The following is a 20,531-nucleotide window of genomic DNA, read 5'->3' as shown; positions in this document are numbered from 1 at the left end:
CTAAAGGAGAGGATAGGTTCTTTTTAGTTGGTATATTTTGTTATAGCATAATTATGGATTTAGATGTTGGTTATCAAGAAAAAATTGCATTATATTTTAATAAATGGTATTTTTATTAAAATAGAGTGAAGGAGAAGTGGTGAAAATGAGCTATAAACCATTAAAAATTACTTTTTATGAAAATAGAAACGAATTTGAGGAAGAGTATAACTCTAGATTTAACTTTTTTTCTACTTTTAAGACTGGACTTAAAATTCATCCTTTTGATCGAGAGCAACGTATCACAACAGAAAGTTATGAACTATTTTACATACCATTATTAGAACATGAAAACTTAAAAGAAAGAATTCAAAAAAATTCATCAGAAATTGAAAGATACATTAGTATGCTTCCGCCGTTTATCCAGAGAAACATCTTTAATTCGCAAATCATTGATGAAATAAAATCAACAAATGATATTGAAGGTGTACAAAGTACAAGAAAAGAAATCGGAACAGCAATAAAGAAAAGAAATAGTGATGAAATAGTTAGATTTAAAGGAATAGTAAATATGTACATGAACTTGGGTGAGTCTGAGTTTGAGGAGATTCACGATATTGTGAAAATACGAAATATATATGATGAATTATTTCGTAAAGATATTCCAGAAGAGGATCAACCAGATGGACAGCTATTCAGAAAGGAAGTAGTCTATATAGGTTCTGAGAACAAACGAGTTCATCAAGGTAATCCTAACGAGGAAACAATCATAAGAGATTTAAATAATCTCGTTTTATTTATGAACAGAAAAGATATTCCTTTTTTATTAAAATGCGTGATTACCCATTACTATTTTGAATATATCCATCCTTTTTACGATGGAAATGGTCGGATGGGGAGATTTTTAATTTCAAATTATCTTTCTAGAAAATTAGATTTTTTAACTGGGATCACAATTTCAAATGCAATCACACATGACAAAAAAGCTTATGGAAAGTTATTCGAAGAAGTTTCAAATCCGAGAAATAAAGCGGATTTGACTCTGTTTGTACAAAATATGTATCAATTGATTATTGATGGACAAACTAAGGTGATTGAAGAGCTACAGATAGCAAAAGCCAAACTAGATAATGCAATTAATAATCTTAAAAAATTGGATCTGAAAGACAAAGATATGGTTGAAGTATTATTTGTATTGATTCAAGGTCATTTATATAATGAGGTAAATGAATATATTACGGACATTGAATTGAGAAAACACCTTAATATATCTTATCCTAAATTAAAACAAATCAATCAATATTTGATCGCTAAAAAGCTCATTGTACAGATTAAAAAGAAACCCTCAATCCATATCCTTTCAACAGAATTTCAAGAGAGGCTAGAGTCATTTTCATAAGAACAAAATTTTGTGACATGTTTTATTTACCTATTATTTATTTTCAAATTTGTAGGTGATCGTTTTGGTAAACGGAATAATGATAGTTAAACCTTAATAAATGATTTTTTTATATTTGGTCTATACAGATATTGTCATTTTGAAATAAAGGTGCTATAATTGGGCTATACCAAAACAAAAGGAGTAATCGTTATGGAAATCATTCGTGTGAAAAATGCTGAAGAAGGCGGAAAAAAAGCTTTTGAGATAATTAAAAATGGAATGGAAAATGGTGCGAAAGTTCTAGGTTTAGCAACAGGGAGTACGCCAATCACTTTATATAAAGAAATGACTTCAAGCGACATGGATTTCAGTAACATGACTTCTGTTAACTTGGATGAGTATGTTGGACTAGGTGGCTCAGATGATCAAAGCTACCGCCATTTTATGAATGTTGAATTATTCGACAAGAAACCATTTAAAGAAACATTCGTACCTGATGGAAAAGCAGCTGATTTAGATCAAGCTTGTCAATCCTACGACCAAATCATTGAAGAACATCCAATCGATATCCAAATTTTAGGGATCGGTCAAAACGGTCACATCGGTTTTAATGAGCCTGGTGCTCCATTTGATGGAAAAACAAGTGTTGTCGATTTAACTGAATCAACAATCAATGCCAATAAACGTTTCTTTGATAAAGTGGAAGACGTCCCAACGAAAGCAGTTTCTATGGGAATCGGCTCAATTCTAAACGGCAAAAAAATCGTCTTGATGGCTTATGGCGAAAGTAAAGCAGAAGCAATCAAAGGAATGATCAACGGACCTGTTACCACAGATATGCCAGCCAGTGCTTTGCAAAATCATGATGACGTGATAGTCATTGTTGATGAAGCAGCAGCAAGCAAATTATAATAGAAAAGATTTCAGTCACTGGAGATCATCTGGTTTTTATCAGATGATCTGGCACAGTGGCTTTTTTTTAGGTCATAAAAAATAGTTATATTTTGTTTGTTTTTTTTAGTCGTGCTATATTTGATAAGAGGGGGGATATTCATGGAGGATATGGTTTTATCCATACCAGAAATTATTATACGATTGAGTATCGCATTGCTTTTTGGCGGAGCAATTGGTTTTGAGCGACAATATAAAAACCGTCCAGCAGGGATGCGTACACATATTTTGGTTTGTATGGGGGCTTGTATTATTGCCTTGATCCAAGTGGAAATTGCTAGTGGTGCGTTGAGAAATGCATTAGAGTATCCTGAATTAGTTGGGACCCTCCGTTCAGATGAAGCTCGCTTGATTGCACAAGTTGTCAGTGGCGTCGGCTTTTTAGGAGCAGGTACGATCATTGTTACGAAACAATCAGTGACTGGGTTAACGACCGCAGCATCACTTTGGGCAATCGCAGGATTGGGTATTGCAATCGGAATGGGTTTTTATGCCATTGCACTCACTAGTTTCGTCGGTATTGTGTTTGCATTGACTGTAGTGAAGCGCATCATCCATGTACCAACAACAAAAAAATTAGTGATTCAATTTATTCATCGAAAAGAAACCAAGGATTTCTTGAATGATTATTTTGAAAAAAGAAACATTACGATCGAGGATGTCAATTTTGATGTAAAATTTGTGGATGATTACCGTATTTATAAAAACGTGTATACGATCGATTTACCAAAAGGATTGACGTATGCAGAAGTGATCGAAGAATTATCCACGTATAAAAATATTACTAACTTACATCTGGTTAGTTTGTCTACCTGAGTAAACACTTTTTTTAAATAACAAGAAATAAAAGAAAAAATAGCGCTTTACCGATGAATAAATGATAAAATAAGAGTATCTGTAAGCATGAAATTTGGAGGATATCTATGTATTCAAGGTTCAAAGAGTCAAAATTGTTATTTTGGACAGTGGAATTAGTCTTAACGATTATTGGCGTTTTCTTTATTTTACGTATGCCAAATGTGTTTCACCCGATTTTGAGAATGGCATCTGCAATCATTATGCCGTTGATCATTGCTGGATTTTTCTATTACATGTTTAATCCAGTTGTCTTGTTTTTAGAAAAACATCGAGTACCACGCGTGTTGGGCTATCTATTGACATTGATCGTTTTATTAGTGATCGTCTTTTTGACCATCATGAACATCTTGCCTCAATTGGTTGATCAAGCAGTGCAATTAACCAGAAGTATCCCTGCATATGCAGACGAAACAAGTCGTTGGTTGACTGAGATCATGCAAAGAGAAGAGTTTCGTTCATTGAATCTAGAAGAACAGTTTGCGTCTGCCAACTTGTCGTTGAGCAACTTGTTCAATATCTTGTTGGTTAGTCTGACAGGGAGCGTTTCAAGAATTCTTTCTTTTATGATGCAATTCTTTATTTTATTGTTTACTGTCCCATTCATCTTATTATTTATGTTCAAAGATGGACATAAATTTATCGATGCGTTATCGCCTTTCTTTCCTCAAGCAATTCGAGGAGAATTACGCCAAACGGTCAGAGAGTTGAATGAAACACTATCTGCTTATATCAGTAGCACGATTGTGGATGCAGTGATCATTGGCGTGATGAGTTTTATTGCAATGACGATTTTCAAGCAGCCATATAGTTTGTTGCTGGCAGTCGTTTGCGGAGTGACGAATATCATACCGTACGTTGGCCCTTTTATTGGTGCAGTACCAGCTATTATTGTCGGACTGTTTATTTCGCCATTTCAAGCACTCTACATGGCGTTATCCATTCTTGTTATCCAACAATTGGATGGCAATGTGATCAAGCCATTACTCTTCGGAAAAACAATGAACATTCATCCACTAACGATCATTTTAGTATTGATCGGTGCAGGAAGTGTTGCTGGGATCATGGGAATGTTAATCTGTATCCCTGTGTATGCGGTGATCAAAACATTAGTATTGAATATTCGTAAGATTTATTTATTGCGGAAGTTTGAACAAGTTCCAGCAGAAGAACAACCCAAGAAAATTGAATTAGAACATGAATAACTGTCAACGAAAAGAGACGAGGGTCATCAGATGATGACCCTCGTCTTTGTTTAGTTATCATTATCAAACACTTTGCTCAAGTTTCGGTTCTGCGAGAAAATCTAAGGAGCGGATCGCGATACCTTCTGTTTCGAAGATCACCACTTCATTTTTCCCTTTTTTAAGGAAATCTTTTGGACAATAAAGTGAATAGATGGGGCCACGATTCCAATAACGCCCTAAGTTGATCCCATTGACAAAAACAACACCTTTGCCATATGCGGAACAATCAATATACGTATCTACAGGTTCTGTTACATCAAATGATACGTGATAAAACGAAGGATGAGCTGGATTTTTGCCAGCTTGATAGTCGATCAGCTGAAGTTGCTCGGCTGATAGTGGCAAAGGATAATGTAGATAGCCTTGATGGAAATGGATATCTTGCATGATTCCGCCACGAATCCCTTTTGTTTGGGTCGGGTTATTCAATTTTGAGCCATAATTGACTCTTCCATGATTTTCTACTAATACATCTAATTGGATTTCTTCGCTTTCTGTCTTTCCTTGGATCATGAACTCTTCACCGATCGTTGTTTGGTCTTGCGTCAATTGATAGGTTTCGTCCACATAAACGGAAACTCGATCACTTGCTTCGATGATCCGAACTTTGTTTTCATGGTAATAGTTTTTCAGCACTAAGGAATATAAGACATAGCCATATCCATTGCTGACTTGTTCCATCGTCATAGGATATGCGGTAGGTACCGCTTTTGCTAGTGTTTCTTTTGTATTTAGTAAAGAAACGCTAGTATCAATTGGGTAACTCCCAAGAGAGTCTAATTGTTTTGTACGTGGTTCTGCTTGCCATACGTCGGGGCAAACTTCTTTGATTGCTTGTTGGACAGCATAATATTTTTCTGTAGGTTCACCAGCTTCAGTGAGCAACGCATCGTAGTCATAGCTTGTCAATTGCGGTAAGTCGGTATTTCCACGAGCAGAACAGCCATTATAAAAACCAAAATTGGTGCCTCCATGGAACATGTACAGATTCAAAGAACCAACTTCTAACATATCTTTGACTTCATTCGCTAGGTCTTGAGCATCTCGTTTGATGATCGGCTCGCCCCAGCGATTGAACCAACCATCCCAATATTCCATACACATCAAGGGCCATTTTTTCCCATGCTTCTCAAAAAAGGCTTGCAAGACCGCACTATTCTCTTTAGAATGACTACCAAAATTACCAGTGACGAATACATCATCTTCAATCAGCGTTCCAGCATCCAATACTTCATTCCAAGCACCATCAGAAGTAAATAGAGGAACAGTGATTCCGGCATTCTCTAGTAGTTGCTTCGTTTCACGTAGATACGCTTTTTCCATTCCATAAGAACCATATTCATTCTCGATTTGGATCATGATAACAGGGCCACCGTTTGAAATCTGCAAAGGTAGGATCTTAGGCAGTAAGGCATCATAGTATTTTTTGACTTTTGTCATAAATCGTTCATCCGTCGAACGCAAACGAATACCTGGTTCTTTTAATAACCAAGCGGGTAGACCGCCAAACTCCCATTCTGCACAAATGTATACAGAAGGACGTAGGATCACCATTAGTCCGAGTTGTTGAGCAAGTGCAACAAAAGCAGTGAAATCATTCATTCCTTCGAAGTTGAATTCGCCTTCTTTGGGTTCATGGATATTCCAAGGAATATAGGTTTCGACAGTATTTGCGCCCAATGCTTTCAAGTTATATAAGCTATCTTCCCATTGTGATTGAGGAAGACGAAAATAGTGAATGGCGCCACTGATCAATTTGATCGGTTGCCCATCTAAAAGAAAGTCTTCTTTTATTTCAAAAGTTTGCATGTTGGTTTCTCCTTACCAATATTTTTTCCACGAGGGTTTTGCTAAACGCATCAGAGCTTCTAGGTAGAAATAATCGCCCCAAAGATTAGGTTCATCGATTCCTTTACCTTCTGCATGGGCATATACGCCATGTAGTAGTAGACCTTCATTATCAGGTTCGGACAAGGATGTGTAATGTTCGCCTAATTGGTAGAGCATTCCTTTCGCTAATTCTTCAGACTGAGGATACGCTTCCATTTTTGCGGCTTCTAATAATCCACAGGCGGTGATCGCTAAGGCGGAACTATCTTTGTCAGAAGGATATTCATCTGTGAAATCAAAATCCCAATAAGGAACAAGGTCTTCTGGTAAATGTGTCAAAAAGACATCAACGATTGCTTCATAATTTTTAGGTAAAGACGAAGATCTTAAATAACTTTCATTTAAAGGAATCCCAAGAACAGCCCAACTTTGTCCACGTGCCCAAATCGACGCATCGCTATTTCCCTGATGTGTGGCACCGTGAGTTGGTGTGCCGGTTGAAGGATCAAAATAATACGTATGGAAAGTTGTTGCGTTTTCTCTAACAACGGTACGTAACACTGTTTCGTAATGTTTCTTTGCTACTTCTCGATAATGATCATTACCTGAAATCTCAGAAGCTTGGAACAATAAAGGTAAGTTGATCAATGAATCGATGATCAAGCGATACTCTTTTGGATCGCCATACGCGCCCCAGGCTTGGATAAATTGTCCTTTTTCTTGAAAACGTGCAAGTAAGACATCTGCGGCTTGAAGCAATTCTTCTTTGCATAATAAGCTGTCGGTCAAACGATAGCCTGCGCCAGCAGATAAACTATATAAGAAACCAATATCATGATGATCTAATACGTGATGTGTGGTTAAACGCTCTTTGAAACTATGGATATTTTCCATGGCGCGTACGAGAAATTTCTCTTTGCCAGTCCATTCATAAGCCAACCATAACATGCCAGTCCAAAAGCCATTCGTCCAGTCATCATTAGGTTTGATCCGATAGATCCCATTTGTTGCGCAAGCCGACGGAAAATCTAGACCGTAGCGTATCATATTATGTTCGATTTTTTGGCAACACCAATCAATTTGCTTTGCTAGCCAGGCGCTATCGACAGACTTGCTTATGGAAATAAGGGAATCTTTTGTTTGTTGTAATCCCATCATACCACTCCTCTTAATTTGTTAACATATTAACTTTAAACTAGTATAACCTAAATAATCAGAAAAAGCGAATGGCAAAATAAAAAAACAGAAAAATCGGAAAATAAATAACCTTATTTATTTTTTAAGTAGGTAACTCTGATCATGGATAGATATATATAGTTAAGAAGGAATCCACAAAACGTTCAAAGAACGGTCTGATGGATTCCTTCTGGTTTTGCTTATTTAATTCAATGGATGCGAAATTACGGCTATTACCGTTCTACTTATTCTGCTTCTACTTCGATTTTTGTTTTGAAATATTTCCAGTGTTTGTAACTGATGATATATTCGGCTACGCTACGGTCAGCTAGGAAAGAATGCTTGACTTGTTTGACGACTGGTTCGCGAAAGCTTAACTTTAACAAGTTCAATAATTCTGGATCATCGGGAAAGACGATTTCATTCGTCTCAACAGATGAAAGAGAGAAGAGGTCGATCCCAAAATCTTTTCTCACTCTCTCGTAGATACTGGAGTATTGAGATAAGTCTTTACTAATAGGTTCCTTGACCAAACGTTTTGGCAGATGAGTGATATGCACAAGGAAAGGGATATCCTCAAAATACCGCACTCGTTTGATGCGATAATAAGAACCATTTTTCGGTAGTCCAAGTTCTTCTAAAATGTCAGGTTCTTGCGCTTCTTCTATCGAAACGACCTTGACCTTTTCTTTATCTAATGAATGTAATTCGATATCAGAGAATTTGACTGATTGAGAGACTTTTGATTTAGAAACAAAGGTCCCTTTTCCTTGGACGCGATAGAGATAGCCAGCGGTTGTAAGTTCGTTCAATGCTTTAACGGCTGTGATCGAGCTTACAGAATATTTTTTCTTGATATCTGCTTCTGAGTAAAACTTATCTCCAGGAACAAATAAATGATTTTTGATTTCAGCTAATAATTCTTGCTTAATTTGTTCATATTTGGGAATCACCACATGAGACCTCCTTTTTTTGCGGTATTCAATTAATCTTACCATAACATGTTAACTTGTTTGTGGCAATGGATTAATTTTGGAACTAAATTTTTTAAGAAAAAAAATATAATATGTTAAGATGTTAGGTTTACGTTTGAGTTGATATGTGATATAGTGTACGTAATCAATAGCTAACATGTTAAGTAGCTTAGATGTTTATTTAAGGGGGAAGAGAGATGAGAAATATCTTATTGGTCAGTCATGGTAGCATGGCCGATGGAGTCAAAGCCAGTTTAGAGATGATTGTTGGCGTGCAAGAACATGTTCATACACTTTCTTTAAGACCAGATGGCGATAATTTGCAATTTGAACATGAATTAACTGAGAAAATGAAAGCCCTTAACGGTTCGACCTTGATTATTGCAGATCTGCTAGGTGGGACACCATGTAACACAGCGCTAAAAAATTACTTAGAAGATGAAGAAGTTACAATTATTGCGGGGATGTCTTTACCCTTAGTCATGGAAGCGACCCTTAATCCACAAGCAACGATCGAGGCGTTGATCGATTTGGCACGCGGGGGTATCGTAGATGTCAAAAACAAGATGATCGCAACGGAAGCGGAAGAAACGCAAGTGGCAGAGGAAGATCTAGCACAATATAAGGAATTTAAAGGCAAAGCGAATATTGTCAATGTACGGATTGATGAACGCTTGATTCATGGGCAAGTGGCAGGAATTTGGTCCACAAGTTTGAATACACAACGGATCATCGTGATCAATGATGAGGCGGCAATGGATTCTTTACAAAAATCTTCATTAAGAATGGCAGCGCCTACATCTATGCGGCTATCCGTTTTAACTGTTGCTGCGGCGGCAAAAAATGTTCAATCTGGAAAATATGGCAAGCAACGTATTTTTTTACTTTTTAAAAATCCAACAGATGTCTTGCGGTATTTAGAAGCGGGCGGTGAGCTGGCTGCAATCAATGTAGGAAACATGAGTCACAAAGAAGGTGCGAGAGAAATCACGAAAAGTATCAAGGTCATGAAAGAAGAAGAAGCAGTATTTGAAGCAATCGCAGCCAAAGACATAAAAGTGACCGCTCAACTGGTACCAAATGATCCAGTCATCGATTTTATGGAAAAACTAAGAAAGTGATTTAGGAGGAAATAATCATGCAACATTTAGCCATGTATCAAATTATTCTTATTACAGTTTATGCTTTTATTGCAATCAATGATTCACTTATTTCAAATACGTTGACACAACCAGCCATTGCGGGAATGATCTCCGGGATGATCATGGGAGATTTAGAAACTGGCTTGATGGTAGGGGGAACCCTTCAATTGATGCGTTTAGGGATTGCGGCTTTTGGGGGCGCATCTGTACCCGACTTCTTTACTGGCGCTGTATTAGGAACGGCGTTTGCTGTCATTTCTGGTAAAGGCGCGGAATATGGGATCGGTCTAGCTGTACCAGTATCATTACTGATGCTACAGCTTGATGTCGTTGCTCGCTTCTGTAATGTCTTTTTGCTACACCGTGTAGATCGTGCGATTGAAGATATGCGTATCAACAGTATCCCACGGTTAGTATTATCTGGTTCATTCCTATGGGGGCTTTCTCGAGCAATCCCGATCTTATTGATGTTACTAGTCGGAGATGCGGCAGTCTCAACAATCACAGAAAATACACCTGAATGGTTGATGAATGGATTACGTACAGCAGGTGGCGTACTACCAGTTGTCGGTGTGGCCATCCTTTTACATTATTTACCAGCAAAACAGTATATTCCTTACTTACTTTTAGGTTTCTTCTTATCAGCATATCTACAAGTACCAATGCTTGGGATTTCAATCGTTGGTGTTATTGCTGCATTGTTAGTATTCAAACGAGATAACGAAAAAGAAGCAACTGCTCAAACAGTGACAACCACTGGAACACTTGAAGGAGGTTTTGATGGCGATGAGTAATCAAAAGTTAACGAAAAAAGAATTGAATGTCATCAGTTGGCGCTATATCCTTGGTAGCCAATTGAATTGGAACTATGAGCGTATGATGAGTACCGGTTATCTCTATGGTATTTTACCTGTACTGAAAAAATTCTATGGGGAAGACAAATCACAATTACAAGATATGATGAATACCCACAATCAATTTTTCAATACGAATGCGATTTTTGGGAACTTGATCATGGGGATCGATGTGGCAATTGAAGAAGAAGATGGTTACAAAGCAAAAGATACGATCGTCGCGTTGAAAACAGCGTTGATGGGTTCATTGGCAGGGGTAGGCGATTCATTATTCCATGTCATCTGGGGAACGATTTTTGGTTCAATCGCGGGTACATTGGCACAAAGCGGATCAGTCGTTGGCTGTGTGATCTGGATCATTGCCAATATCGCTTTACTTTTTGGACGAGCAGCATTATTACCACTTGGCTATAAGCAAGGAGTTAAATTAGTTACGACTCTGAAAAATAAACTAACAGCATTCACCAACGCAGCAACTGTTTTAGGGATCACAGTTATTGGTGCCTTGATTCCGTCAGTTATCAAAGCAACGGTTCCTTTCGTTTACAAACAAAATGGGGTGGAGTTAGTTGTTCAAGATACATTAGATGCGATCTTACCTTCATTAGTACCGGTTTTATTAGTCTTATTGACTTACTGGATGTTAGGTCAGAAGAAATTGAATTCAACTCGCGTGATCTGGATCATTTTGATTCTTTCGATTGCATTAAGTGCTGCCGGGATCTTAGCTTAAATGATTCATAAAAAATGAATGAAGTGATCGCAAGGTCGTGATCCGATCTGCAAGAAAGAATCGTTCGAAATAAGAATGCGCCTTTCTTGCAGATTTTTTTAGTTCAAAAAATATCTATAATCAAAAAGGAGAACAAAATGAAGCGTTGGTCAACAAAATTAGTGGTGACATTAGGGTGTAGTTTATTCGTTGGTATTGGGTTAGGGTACAGTCAACAAGTAGGTGCAGAAGGAACACAGACTGACATGCAAAAAAATACGACATCAGGAAACTATGAGTCAGATTTTTCGCAGCATTTGGGTACTTGGCAAGACATTGTTGGAAAAGCAGATAAATATACCAACGAGAATGGGTTACAGATCGCAAACCAGAAAGTCAATCAACAATTTGAGTCTGTGTCGTTATTATTAGATGCAGGTGTCCGCAGCTCAGGTGATCTAGAATACACGTTTCTATATGAGGGACAGACCAATTTTGGACTAGTTTTTCGAGGAAACGATCAGATGACATCGAACTGGCAATCGTTTGCCTATATGCGCGATGGTGAATGGCAATTGGGGCAGCCTGGGGGGAAATGGTTGACAGCCATCAAAGGCCCTACACTGATTCCAGGACAAACCTATAAATTGTTACTAAGATATGAAGGAACATCGTTCCAAGCATATTTGAACGACCGTTTGTTGTATGAAAATCAAGAAGTTCTTTATTCTGATGGGACAACGATCAATGGGGACTGGTCAGGTTATTCAGGGATTCGGTTATTTGGGAATGAGAGTAAATTAACGATTTATTCCATGCGTAGTGGAGCGGTCAATAGTCTACAAGTGGAAGAACCGACAGAAGAATTTCAAACAATGAAAGCAAACTGGAAAGATCAACTTGTGTCAACAACGACCGATTTAGCTAATCCAGCGATTGCCAATTATGTAAACGCTCTTTCTAACGAAGCAGAAAAACTTTACGAGACAATGAATCAAGATCCTGACCGCACTTATCTATGGCCATTAGAATCTGGAAATACCGCTTCGGCAGATTTAACCACGCAATTTACAAAGTTGCAAAAACTAGCGTTAGCATACGGAACGAATGGGACAAGTTTTTATCAAGATGAAGTCATCAGTCAAGTGATTCAAAGTGGGTTAGATTTTATGATCACAAAAAAAGGCTATGATGGAACAAAGTATCATGGCAATTGGTGGGATTGGCAAATCGGAGTAGCTCAAAAATTTGTGGCGATTTTGATGGTACTGGATGAAGGTGTGCCAGAGGAGAAACTTCAAGAGTATACGACAGTGTTGAGTAAATATGTACCCGATCCATTTAAACAACTCTACACAAAAACACAAGGAACTTTTGTCGCGCTTGATTTTATACCAAATTTTTCAACCACTGGTGCGAATCGCACAGATTTAGCGCAAACTGTCTTAGGACTAGGTCTCTTACAAAATGATCCAGCGAAAGTGACACAAGCAGTTGAGAGTATCACAGATGTCTTTAAATTGGTGACCCATGGCGATGGATTTTATCAAGATGGTTCATTTATCCAGCATGAAACGATCCCTTATACAGGCTCTTATGGGAATGTACTAGTCAAAGGCGTAGGCCAAATTTTATCGATCGTCAAAGAATCTCGCTATACGTTGACAGCTGATCAAATAAAGTCCTTTGTTGATAACGTACAATCGGCATTTATCCCATTAGTGTATCAAGGTGAAATGTTGCCTTTAGTCAATGGACGCTCCATTTCTCGAACGCCCGCTGCGACAAAAACGGGTTACGGATCGACAACGATGTACAATTTAATGATCGTGGCGAAATTTGCATCTGAAACACAGCAAAAAGCATTAAAGGAAGCAGTGAAATATTGGATGCTGTCTAATCCTGACTATTATTTGACAAATACGAGAGATTACAATGATTTGATGATGACAACGGAGCTATTGGCTAATACCACGGTGATGGGTAAGCAACTACCGTTCATCGGAACAAAGATGTACCATGCAATGGATCGATTTGTCCAACGAACAGAGAATTACCATTTAGGATTAAGCATGTATTCGAAGCGAATCTCTTCATTTGAAGCAGGAAATCTGGAAAATCAACGAGGCTGGCATACGTCTGACGGGATGATTTATCTTTACAATGATGACCAAGTCCAATTCGGTCCGAGTTATTGGCCAACAGTCGATCCTTATCGTTTACCTGGTACGACCATTGATACAGTTCCTTTAGCAGATGAAGTTTCAGCATTTACTACAGTGACTTCAAATGAAACATGGGTAGGCGGTGCCGCTGCTGGAGATCAAGGTGTAGTAGGGATGGCTCTTAACAAAGAAGGAACAAAGAATAATGGAACGACTTTACCGATGAATGTACAAGGGAAGAAGTCATGGTTTACATTGGATGGGCAAATCATTGCCTTAGGTGCTGGTATTACAGGAGATACAACTGCCTCAATCGAAACAATTGTCGATAATCGTTTATTAAATGATTCGTATACGTATCAAGTACTTTCGGATACAGGAATGATTGATCAGTCACAACAAACGAAGGAAGCCTCTTGGTTATTGTTAGAATCAGATCATCAACATGCGTCGATCGGTTATTATTTCCCACAAAAGGAAACAGTCGATGTGATCAGTGAGACACGTACAGGTACTTATCGAGAAATCAATGAAGCATTTCCTAGTGATACACCATATACAGGTGACTACCGCACCTTCTCAATCAATCATGGACAGCAACCAAAAGATGCAGAATATGCTTATGTGATGTTGCCCGGCAAGACTCAATCGGAATTAGCAGATTATGCAGCAAAACAGCCAGTTGCGATTTTGCAAAATACCAAAGAAATTCAAGCAGTCGAAGTGAAAACCTCTGGTTATTTAGGTATCAATTTTTGGCAAGAACAAGGCGGAGAAATGGCAGGGATCAAAACGAATAAACCAATTTCTTTACTAAAACAAACGAAGGCAGAACAAACAGTTTATACAATTGCCAATCCAACGCAACAAACTGAACCAGTAACACTTCGTGTACCAAGTGACTTTACTGACGTGGTGTCTATGAGTGAGGGGATTGTCTATGATAGTCAAACCAATACGTTTACCATTGATTTCGGTCAATTCGAAAGCAAAGAGATCGTTGTCAAATAGATCTACCTTTCTAGGTCATATTTAAACACAGACCAATTGAAAAAAACAGAAGCTTCCCAATCGTTTTCGAATTGGAGGAGCTTCTGTTTTTATAAATAATTTATGCCCTCAAGCCCACTTGAGATCACCGATGTCTGCATAAGAAAAGATCACTAATGGAACACGAGAAAGTCACTCATGGTCCATTAGTGAAGTTATATTTTTAATATTTCAGTACATATTCCTTATTTGAGAGAATTGACTGTAGATGATATAAAGTAAAATATTGCTATTAGTGATAATAATATTTCCAAAGTTATATAAAAATACTTTTCTATAACTTTCAGATTGTAATATCTAAGAATATGCAGAAAGCAGACACCGAATAATAGATTGAGGTAAAGTAATCCGCCACTATCTTTCAGATTAGTAACAAAATTTCCGACAATATTTATAATAATTGATAGTTTTAATAGCGCTAAAAACATTTCATTTTTAGTCCAGTTTTTATCGTGTACCAAATGTCCACCTACTTCTTTATAATAAATTCATATATAGCATCTGTAGTCTTTATACCTACTATTTTATCTATGGTCTTTCCTTACATAATCATCTAAACCAAATAATTTAAACATTTCACTTTTACTATTTTAAAATAATCAACCTACATCGATTACTCCCAACAATTCTCCTTTCCTTTTTTCTACAAACATATAATATATAAAAAAAATGGTATAATTTATCGTGTGGCTCAAAGTCACATAGTTAGAAAATTCAGAGAAAGTGAGAAGAAAATCATGATTTGGAATTATGGAAATGTATATAGAATGATAAGAAAATCTAAAGGTATCTCACAAAATAATATATGCAATGGAAATCTAGAACGTTCAACCCTCTCTAAGTTTGAGAGCAAGAATAGAGTACCGTCATTCGATACAATGCAGTATCTATTAGAACAAGTCAATGTATCGTTTAATGAATTTGAATATATTTGTAATGAATATAATAATAGTGAAAGACAAGAAATATTAGTTGATTTTTATTCCTTGGTATCTAATGCGCAACGAACTAAGATAGATATGTTAATTAAACGATGTGAACGATATTTAAAAAATAATAATGATTATAAAATTAACGAGATAAATCATATTTTACATATTTTTTTAGAACTAAATGAACTAAATAAATTAAATTTTTCAGACATAAGTATGAAATTGGCAACCATTGTATGGGATAGGATTTCTTTGATTGATACTTGGACATACGATGATATCAGGACCATCAATTTTATTTTTTACTTTTTACCTTTAGAAACAATCAAAAGCATTGTTCCAAAAATGTTACGAAGTTTGGAGAAGTATAATAAATTAAAGGAAATATCAATTCTACGTTTGTCAATATTAACTAATTTTTCAACAATATTTTTAGAGAACGCTATGTATACTGAATGCAAAAATATACTAGATTATGCACATAGTTTTGCTGAAAATGCGAAAAGATATGATTACCTTGGGATTATTATGGTTAGAAAATCCATCTGTGAACAAAAGTCGGAAGAAGTGACTAAGTGGCTAGAATTTTTATCTATGGCGAGTGAAGAAGTTGTTACCGAATTGAAAAAAGAAATCAGCCGACATTTGGTAAGGGGGTCTTCTAAATAAGGTTAGCTGAAATAAATCTGACATACAAGATAATTTTTTAACTAAATATAGTAACGTGGTTTTAAACAATGTGAATCATAAACTAATTTATCTGTATTCGGTGAGGAGAATATATGAATCTTAAAGCATGTAGTCAAACACAGACCAATTGAAAAAAACAGAAGCTTCCCAATTGTTTTCGAATTGGAGGAGCTTCTGTTTTTTTATAAAGTATGCTCTTTCTTAAGCCCACTTGAGATCACCGATAAAGTTGATATTCAGCCATAAAGAATAGTCAGAGAAACCTTCAGTTACTTTGCGGTTGAGTTTATCTCTTAGATGATCTTGCGCGCGGATACTATCTAGTTCACTATCGGGTAAAATCACGATATCTAGTTCAAGAATGACTTGATCCCCTACTTTTGCGATTCGTAAGACATAGGTTTCGATGGCGACATTTTGCAAGAGCTTATCAACTACTAACAATATTTTTTCACGTAATTCATATTTGGGGGGTGCATAAGTAAGTTCTAATGTGGCATTTTTGATTTCAGTCACCGATAGATAAATATAAAAAATGGTAATTCCAATAGAAATCACTGGGTCAATCAGTTGTGCGATGGCAAGATATGGCGTTCTTGCTAGTAAACCAGAGACGATGATCGAGACCACGACTCCTAAACTGAATAGAAAACCGAAGCGCCATTGTTCCAGCTCCACCTTATAAAAGGAATGATTGATCGGATTTTTTTTCAAATAAAGATAAAAGACAAAACAAAAGAGTGTCCCAAACAAAGAAAAGGGCAAGCCAATCGCCAAATCAACATAGGTATCTGCATAAAGCAAACTGAAAAAAGACTCAATCAGGCCATAGGAAGAAATCAATAGGATGACACTGTATTGGATAAAAACAACCAAGGGCATCAGTGATTCCTTTCCAAATGGAAAACGTTCAAAATCTTGTGTCTGGATAAACTTAGCAATATATAATGCGATCAGAGACATCAGCGCACCGACCATCGTATAGACACCATCAAGCAAGAGGACATTGTAATTGATCATCAATCCCGTAAGTAGCGCTAAAAGACCATAAACGGTTCCTGCAATGATGGAGGCAGTTAATAATTTTTTTATTTTTTGCGTATTTTTCATATAACTAAAACCCTTTCTGGAATAGATGCTTTTTTGAGAATCATACTAATTGTAATAAAAGATGCGAATAAATACTTGCGGTTAGAGTCGTTCTAAGCCTTATACTTTACTCATCTTATCAAAGGAGGAGCGTTGTACAAGTAAAAAATCAAAATTAGAGGTGGAAATAGATTGAAAAAGAACGTATTGATCCTTGGTGCATCAGCACCAATTGCTAGATATAGCTATGAATTTTTAAAAAATGATCCTACGGTGAATGTAACTTTATTTTTAAGAAATCCGGATAAAGTCTTTGATAAGGAGCGAAGTATCATTGGTGATGCGACGAATCTAGATGATTTGGTTCATGCAATGAAAGGCATTGATATCGTCTATTCTTGCTTAGGTCCTTACAATATGGTGCCTTTAGCTAAACATGTGATCGAGGCGATGAACCAGAATAAGATCAAACGCGTATATTGGATGGCAACACTTGGGATCTACGGTGAAGTTGACTTCAATGACGAAGAAGCAATTGCAGAGTTGGGCGACTATCGCGATCCTGATACTTATTTAGGGGATCAGCGTATTGCAGCAGATTTGATTGAGAACAGTCATCTAGACTTTACCATCATCCGCCCCAATTGGTTAACCGATAAAGAGATCATTGAGGATATTCGTATCGAGAATAGAAACGGAAAAAGTCTCATTGGTGAAATCAGCCGACAAACTGTAGGGAAATACCTAGCAACTTTGATCAACGAGCCAACTACTCATATGTATGACTCTATTGCATTAACAGCAAAGGGAAAAATACACGAGTAAAAAAATAATTGAGGTTTGACAGAAGTTTTCAGCTTTGAAAAATAAGGCAGGACCCCCAGAAAGTATTCTTTGATTTTCTGGGGATTCTGTCTTACTATTTTTTGTGATGATCGAAAGGAAAGTAGTTAAAACAAACGTAAGATTCACTTTTGTCTGTGATTATAGAAATGAGTCAACGGCGGGAATCAAGTAGTCTCTTTTAAAATAAGGCAACTACCACAAAAATTGGAAGAGCAATTTTCATGGTTGTCGCCTTATTTGTTGAGGGGAAACACTTCTGTCCCAATATCGGATCGCTAGTTCTTTGCTGTCAATGCTCCAGCTTAACTAGAAAGCATGTTGGCACAGTCCAATTGATTGAACATTTTATAGAGATTGTCAAAACTTGTTTCGATCATATTTGATACTGCTTCATCGGTATTCGAACCAATATGTGGTGTAACGATCACTCGCGGATACATATCGATCAGCGCCTTAGCTGTTGCATCGATCAATAACGGATCTTCATCAAAATTTTTGTTGAAAATCAGCGCTTCATTAGGCAAGACATCTGTACCAAATCCAGATAGTTTTTTTCTCGTCAACGCATCAAGAATTGCTTGATTATCCTGTAACTCTCCTCTAGCAGTGTTGATCAAAATCGCATCATCCTTCATTTTTTCGATAAAATCTTTATTAATGAAACGTTCATTTTTACCGGGGATGTAAGGAATATGGATACTGACGATATCACTTTCTGCCAGTAAGTCATCAAGAGACTTAAATTCGATGGCTGCTTTTGCTTCTTCACTTGGATATAGATCATTCCCAATCACCGTTGCGCCTAATCCTTTGAAAAGTTTTGCTTCTGTTAGTCCGATGTTCCCCACTCCAACGATTCCAACTGTACAGTTTCGGACTTCTTTACTGAACATAAAGCGATCAATCGTAAAATTATAAGAAGCTGTTTTATTCGTTGTATGAGTTGTTCTACGTAAAAGCATCATTGCTAAAGTAACAGATAATTCAGCGATTGCATTTGGTGAATAAAATGGTACATACGCGACTTGCATTCCATGATCGTGAGCTGCCATTAAATCAATATGATTTGTCCCAACTGTACGTGTGAGTAGGAACTTGATCCCGAATTGGGCAAAACGTTCGATATTTATGCGATTTGCTAAACAGTTACCTCTAAGAATGACGGCATCCATTCCTTTTGCTTCTGTATAGTTTGTCTCATTCAATAAATCTTCTACGAGATTCAAATTGAATCCGTGGATATTCAACTGCTGAAAGAGAGATCTTTCAGCAGGACGAACACCATAACATACAACATTTAAATTTTTCATAGTATAGTTTCCTTTCGTTAATTAATTATATAATGCGCTTTAATTTCCAAGCAAGTTTAAGACGATGATCCAGATAGGGATCAACACGATCGAGAAGAGTGTAGAAAGCAAAGAGGCGTTAGAGGCAAGTACTGCTTCTTTTTCAAAGTTGATGGCATAAGCAACCGCAACTGTTGCAGCCGGAGTAGCCATCATAATGATTATCGTACTTAGACCAACTGCGTTCACTGGTAAAATATTCATTGCGTTCAACAGTAAAATTGAAAGTAAAATCACAAGTGGGAAGACAATGACTTTGATGAATGAATAGTACCAAGAGGTGTGACTGCTGAGGGTTTTACCGAATGGCAGATCGCCTAATGTGATCCCGATTGCCAACCAAGCGAGTGGGGAGGCTAAACTAGAGAGGAACGTCAAAGGTTTAAATAGCCATGGCAACGTCTGATCGATTCTTAAAAAAGCAACAGATTCAGAACTAGACTGAGCAATTTGAGGTAAGCTATCTTGGAAGAGCCAAATAAATAATCCGATAAAAGTTGCCAATACGATTGGGTTCAAGATCATTTCTTTAATATTCTTGCGTGCCATTTTCAATCCACTCATTTTTAAATAAGCATAAGAGTATAAAAAGATACGATAACCAATGTTAAAAATCGATGCGTACAAAATCCCTTCTGCGCCAAAGACTGCACCGACAACAGGAATACCGAAAAATGTTGTTGACCCGAAAATAGAGAGTACACGCAATGTGTCTTCTTTATTTGGTGCATATCTAAAAAAGAAGAATTTACTTAGAAAAATCAAGAAAACGTGGACCAATATCCCAAGAATCAAAATGTTGATTCCTTGATTCAATACTTCATCATTCAAGTCCTGCATAAACGAATTAAAAGCTAATGCAGGAATTGCGACAGTTAAGACGACCTTAGACAATGTCTTTCCGACATCTGATGAGAAAATCTCGTGCTTTCTTAAAAAGTAACCTAATAATATAATAAACAGTGTGGAAGTGATCGCACTGATAATTTCCATGTTGATGACATTGCTCAATGTTTCTGATAGTGACATTTAAATTTTCCTCCTCAATTCTTGTGAATGTTTTAATTTGTTTATTTGAATCAGCTGTGCATGTTTACCAATCCTCCTCAATCACATCCTAGAGGTTAGAATCGTTCTAAGGTCAATATGCTTTACAAATAAAATTACAAAAGTATTTTTTCTTCTATATAAGTGATTTTTTACTTTTTTCAATGTAAGCGATTTTATTAAAATAATAAAAAAAGATTGACCTTAGAGTAGTTCTACCCTTTAGTCTTAACATGTAAACAGGAAAGCAGATAAAGGAGAG

General features: G+C 36.9%; 16 protein-coding genes. 10 read left to right on the top strand and 6 right to left on the bottom strand.

Annotated features, from left to right (window positions below; translation table 11 throughout):
* Positions 1–145: 145 nt before the first annotated feature.
* From IGJ00_RS13250 to IGJ00_RS13235, 4 genes are all read left to right on the top strand, one after another.
* The gene (locus IGJ00_RS13250; RefSeq protein WP_142433633.1) at positions 146–1,378 is read left to right on the top strand and encodes a Fic family protein; all 1,233 of its coding nucleotides are present in this window, start codon (positions 146–148) and stop codon (positions 1,376–1,378) included.
* A gap of 192 nt (positions 1,379–1,570) precedes the next feature.
* Positions 1,571–2,272, top strand: coding sequence for a glucosamine-6-phosphate deaminase (gene nagB / locus IGJ00_RS13245; RefSeq protein WP_023520342.1), 702 nt, complete (start codon positions 1,571–1,573; stop codon positions 2,270–2,272).
* 141 nt (positions 2,273–2,413) lie between these two features.
* Entirely contained in the window at positions 2,414–3,127 is a 714-nt protein-coding gene (locus tag IGJ00_RS13240) for an MgtC/SapB family protein (protein WP_010734293.1), read from the top strand.
* Between the two features lie 107 nt (positions 3,128–3,234).
* On the top strand, positions 3,235–4,371 hold the full coding sequence (locus tag IGJ00_RS13235; protein WP_010734294.1) for an AI-2E family transporter: 1,137 nt from the start codon (positions 3,235–3,237) through the stop codon (positions 4,369–4,371).
* Between the two features lie 63 nt (positions 4,372–4,434).
* Here IGJ00_RS13235 and IGJ00_RS13230 read toward each other — a convergent pair whose 3' ends face one another.
* The 3 genes from IGJ00_RS13230 to IGJ00_RS13220 all read right to left on the bottom strand — a co-directional run bounded on the left by IGJ00_RS13230 (position 4,435) and on the right by IGJ00_RS13220 (position 8,372).
* Positions 4,435–6,222 (bottom strand): glycoside hydrolase family 35 protein, encoded by a 1,788-nt coding sequence (locus tag IGJ00_RS13230; protein WP_430604170.1) that lies wholly within the window; start codon positions 6,220–6,222, stop codon positions 4,435–4,437.
* A gap of 12 nt (positions 6,223–6,234) precedes the next feature.
* Complete coding sequence (locus IGJ00_RS13225; protein ID WP_430604169.1) at positions 6,235–7,398, bottom strand: glycoside hydrolase family 88 protein; 1,164 nt, start codon at positions 7,396–7,398, stop codon at positions 6,235–6,237.
* A gap of 266 nt (positions 7,399–7,664) precedes the next feature.
* Positions 7,665–8,372, bottom strand: coding sequence for a GntR family transcriptional regulator (locus tag IGJ00_RS13220; protein WP_029593931.1), 708 nt, complete (start codon positions 8,370–8,372; stop codon positions 7,665–7,667).
* 218 nt (positions 8,373–8,590) lie between these two features.
* Between IGJ00_RS13220 and IGJ00_RS13215 the strand changes: the two genes are divergently transcribed.
* From IGJ00_RS13215 to IGJ00_RS13195, 5 genes are all read left to right on the top strand, one after another.
* Positions 8,591–9,514 carry a PTS mannose/fructose/sorbose transporter subunit IIAB gene (locus IGJ00_RS13215; protein WP_074799365.1) on the top strand — a complete coding sequence of 308 codons (924 nt, stop codon included), beginning with the start codon at positions 8,591–8,593 and terminating at the stop codon, positions 9,512–9,514.
* A 17-nt stretch (positions 9,515–9,531) separates the two neighbouring features.
* On the top strand, positions 9,532–10,329 hold the full coding sequence (locus tag IGJ00_RS13210; RefSeq protein WP_010734299.1) for a PTS mannose/fructose/sorbose/N-acetylgalactosamine transporter subunit IIC: 798 nt from the start codon (positions 9,532–9,534) through the stop codon (positions 10,327–10,329).
* The gene (locus IGJ00_RS13205) at positions 10,322–11,122 is read left to right on the top strand and encodes a PTS system mannose/fructose/sorbose family transporter subunit IID (protein ID WP_029593929.1); all 801 of its coding nucleotides are present in this window, start codon (positions 10,322–10,324) and stop codon (positions 11,120–11,122) included. The genes IGJ00_RS13210 and IGJ00_RS13205 overlap by 8 nt, the downstream gene beginning before the upstream one ends.
* 137 nt (positions 11,123–11,259) lie before the next feature.
* The gene (locus tag IGJ00_RS13200; protein WP_438844527.1) at positions 11,260–14,277 is read left to right on the top strand and encodes a polysaccharide lyase 8 family protein; all 3,018 of its coding nucleotides are present in this window, start codon (positions 11,260–11,262) and stop codon (positions 14,275–14,277) included.
* Positions 14,278–15,053: 776 nt separating this feature from the next.
* Positions 15,054–15,917, top strand: a complete 864-nt coding sequence (locus IGJ00_RS13195) for a helix-turn-helix domain-containing protein (protein WP_438844526.1) — start codon at positions 15,054–15,056, stop codon at positions 15,915–15,917.
* Between the two features lie 222 nt (positions 15,918–16,139).
* Here IGJ00_RS13195 and IGJ00_RS13190 read toward each other — a convergent pair whose 3' ends face one another.
* Complete coding sequence (locus IGJ00_RS13190) at positions 16,140–17,048, bottom strand: cation transporter (RefSeq protein ID WP_074799367.1); 909 nt, start codon at positions 17,046–17,048, stop codon at positions 16,140–16,142.
* Positions 17,049–17,219: 171 nt separating this feature from the next.
* Between IGJ00_RS13190 and IGJ00_RS13185 the strand changes: the two genes are divergently transcribed.
* Positions 17,220–17,852, top strand: coding sequence for an NAD(P)H-binding protein (locus IGJ00_RS13185; protein ID WP_074799368.1), 633 nt, complete (start codon positions 17,220–17,222; stop codon positions 17,850–17,852).
* A 323-nt stretch (positions 17,853–18,175) separates the two neighbouring features.
* Here the strand turns inward: IGJ00_RS13185 and IGJ00_RS13180 are convergent, their stop codons facing one another.
* Together IGJ00_RS13180 and IGJ00_RS13175 are read right to left on the bottom strand one after the other, a co-directional pair.
* Positions 18,176–19,183: an NAD(P)-dependent oxidoreductase gene (locus IGJ00_RS13180; protein ID WP_086335162.1), complete on the bottom strand. Its 1,008-nt coding sequence runs from the start codon at positions 19,181–19,183 to the stop codon at positions 18,176–18,178.
* Positions 19,184–19,222: 39 nt separating this feature from the next.
* The gene (locus IGJ00_RS13175; RefSeq protein ID WP_071866436.1) at positions 19,223–20,251 is read right to left on the bottom strand and encodes an AEC family transporter; all 1,029 of its coding nucleotides are present in this window, start codon (positions 20,249–20,251) and stop codon (positions 19,223–19,225) included.
* Positions 20,252–20,531: the final 280 nt, after the last annotated feature.

The organism is Enterococcus sp. AZ062 (assembly GCF_051715065.1).
Taxonomy (GTDB): domain Bacteria; phylum Bacillota; class Bacilli; order Lactobacillales; family Enterococcaceae; genus Enterococcus_B; species Enterococcus_B mundtii.
This window is presented reverse-complemented; position numbering and strand designations above follow the sequence as displayed.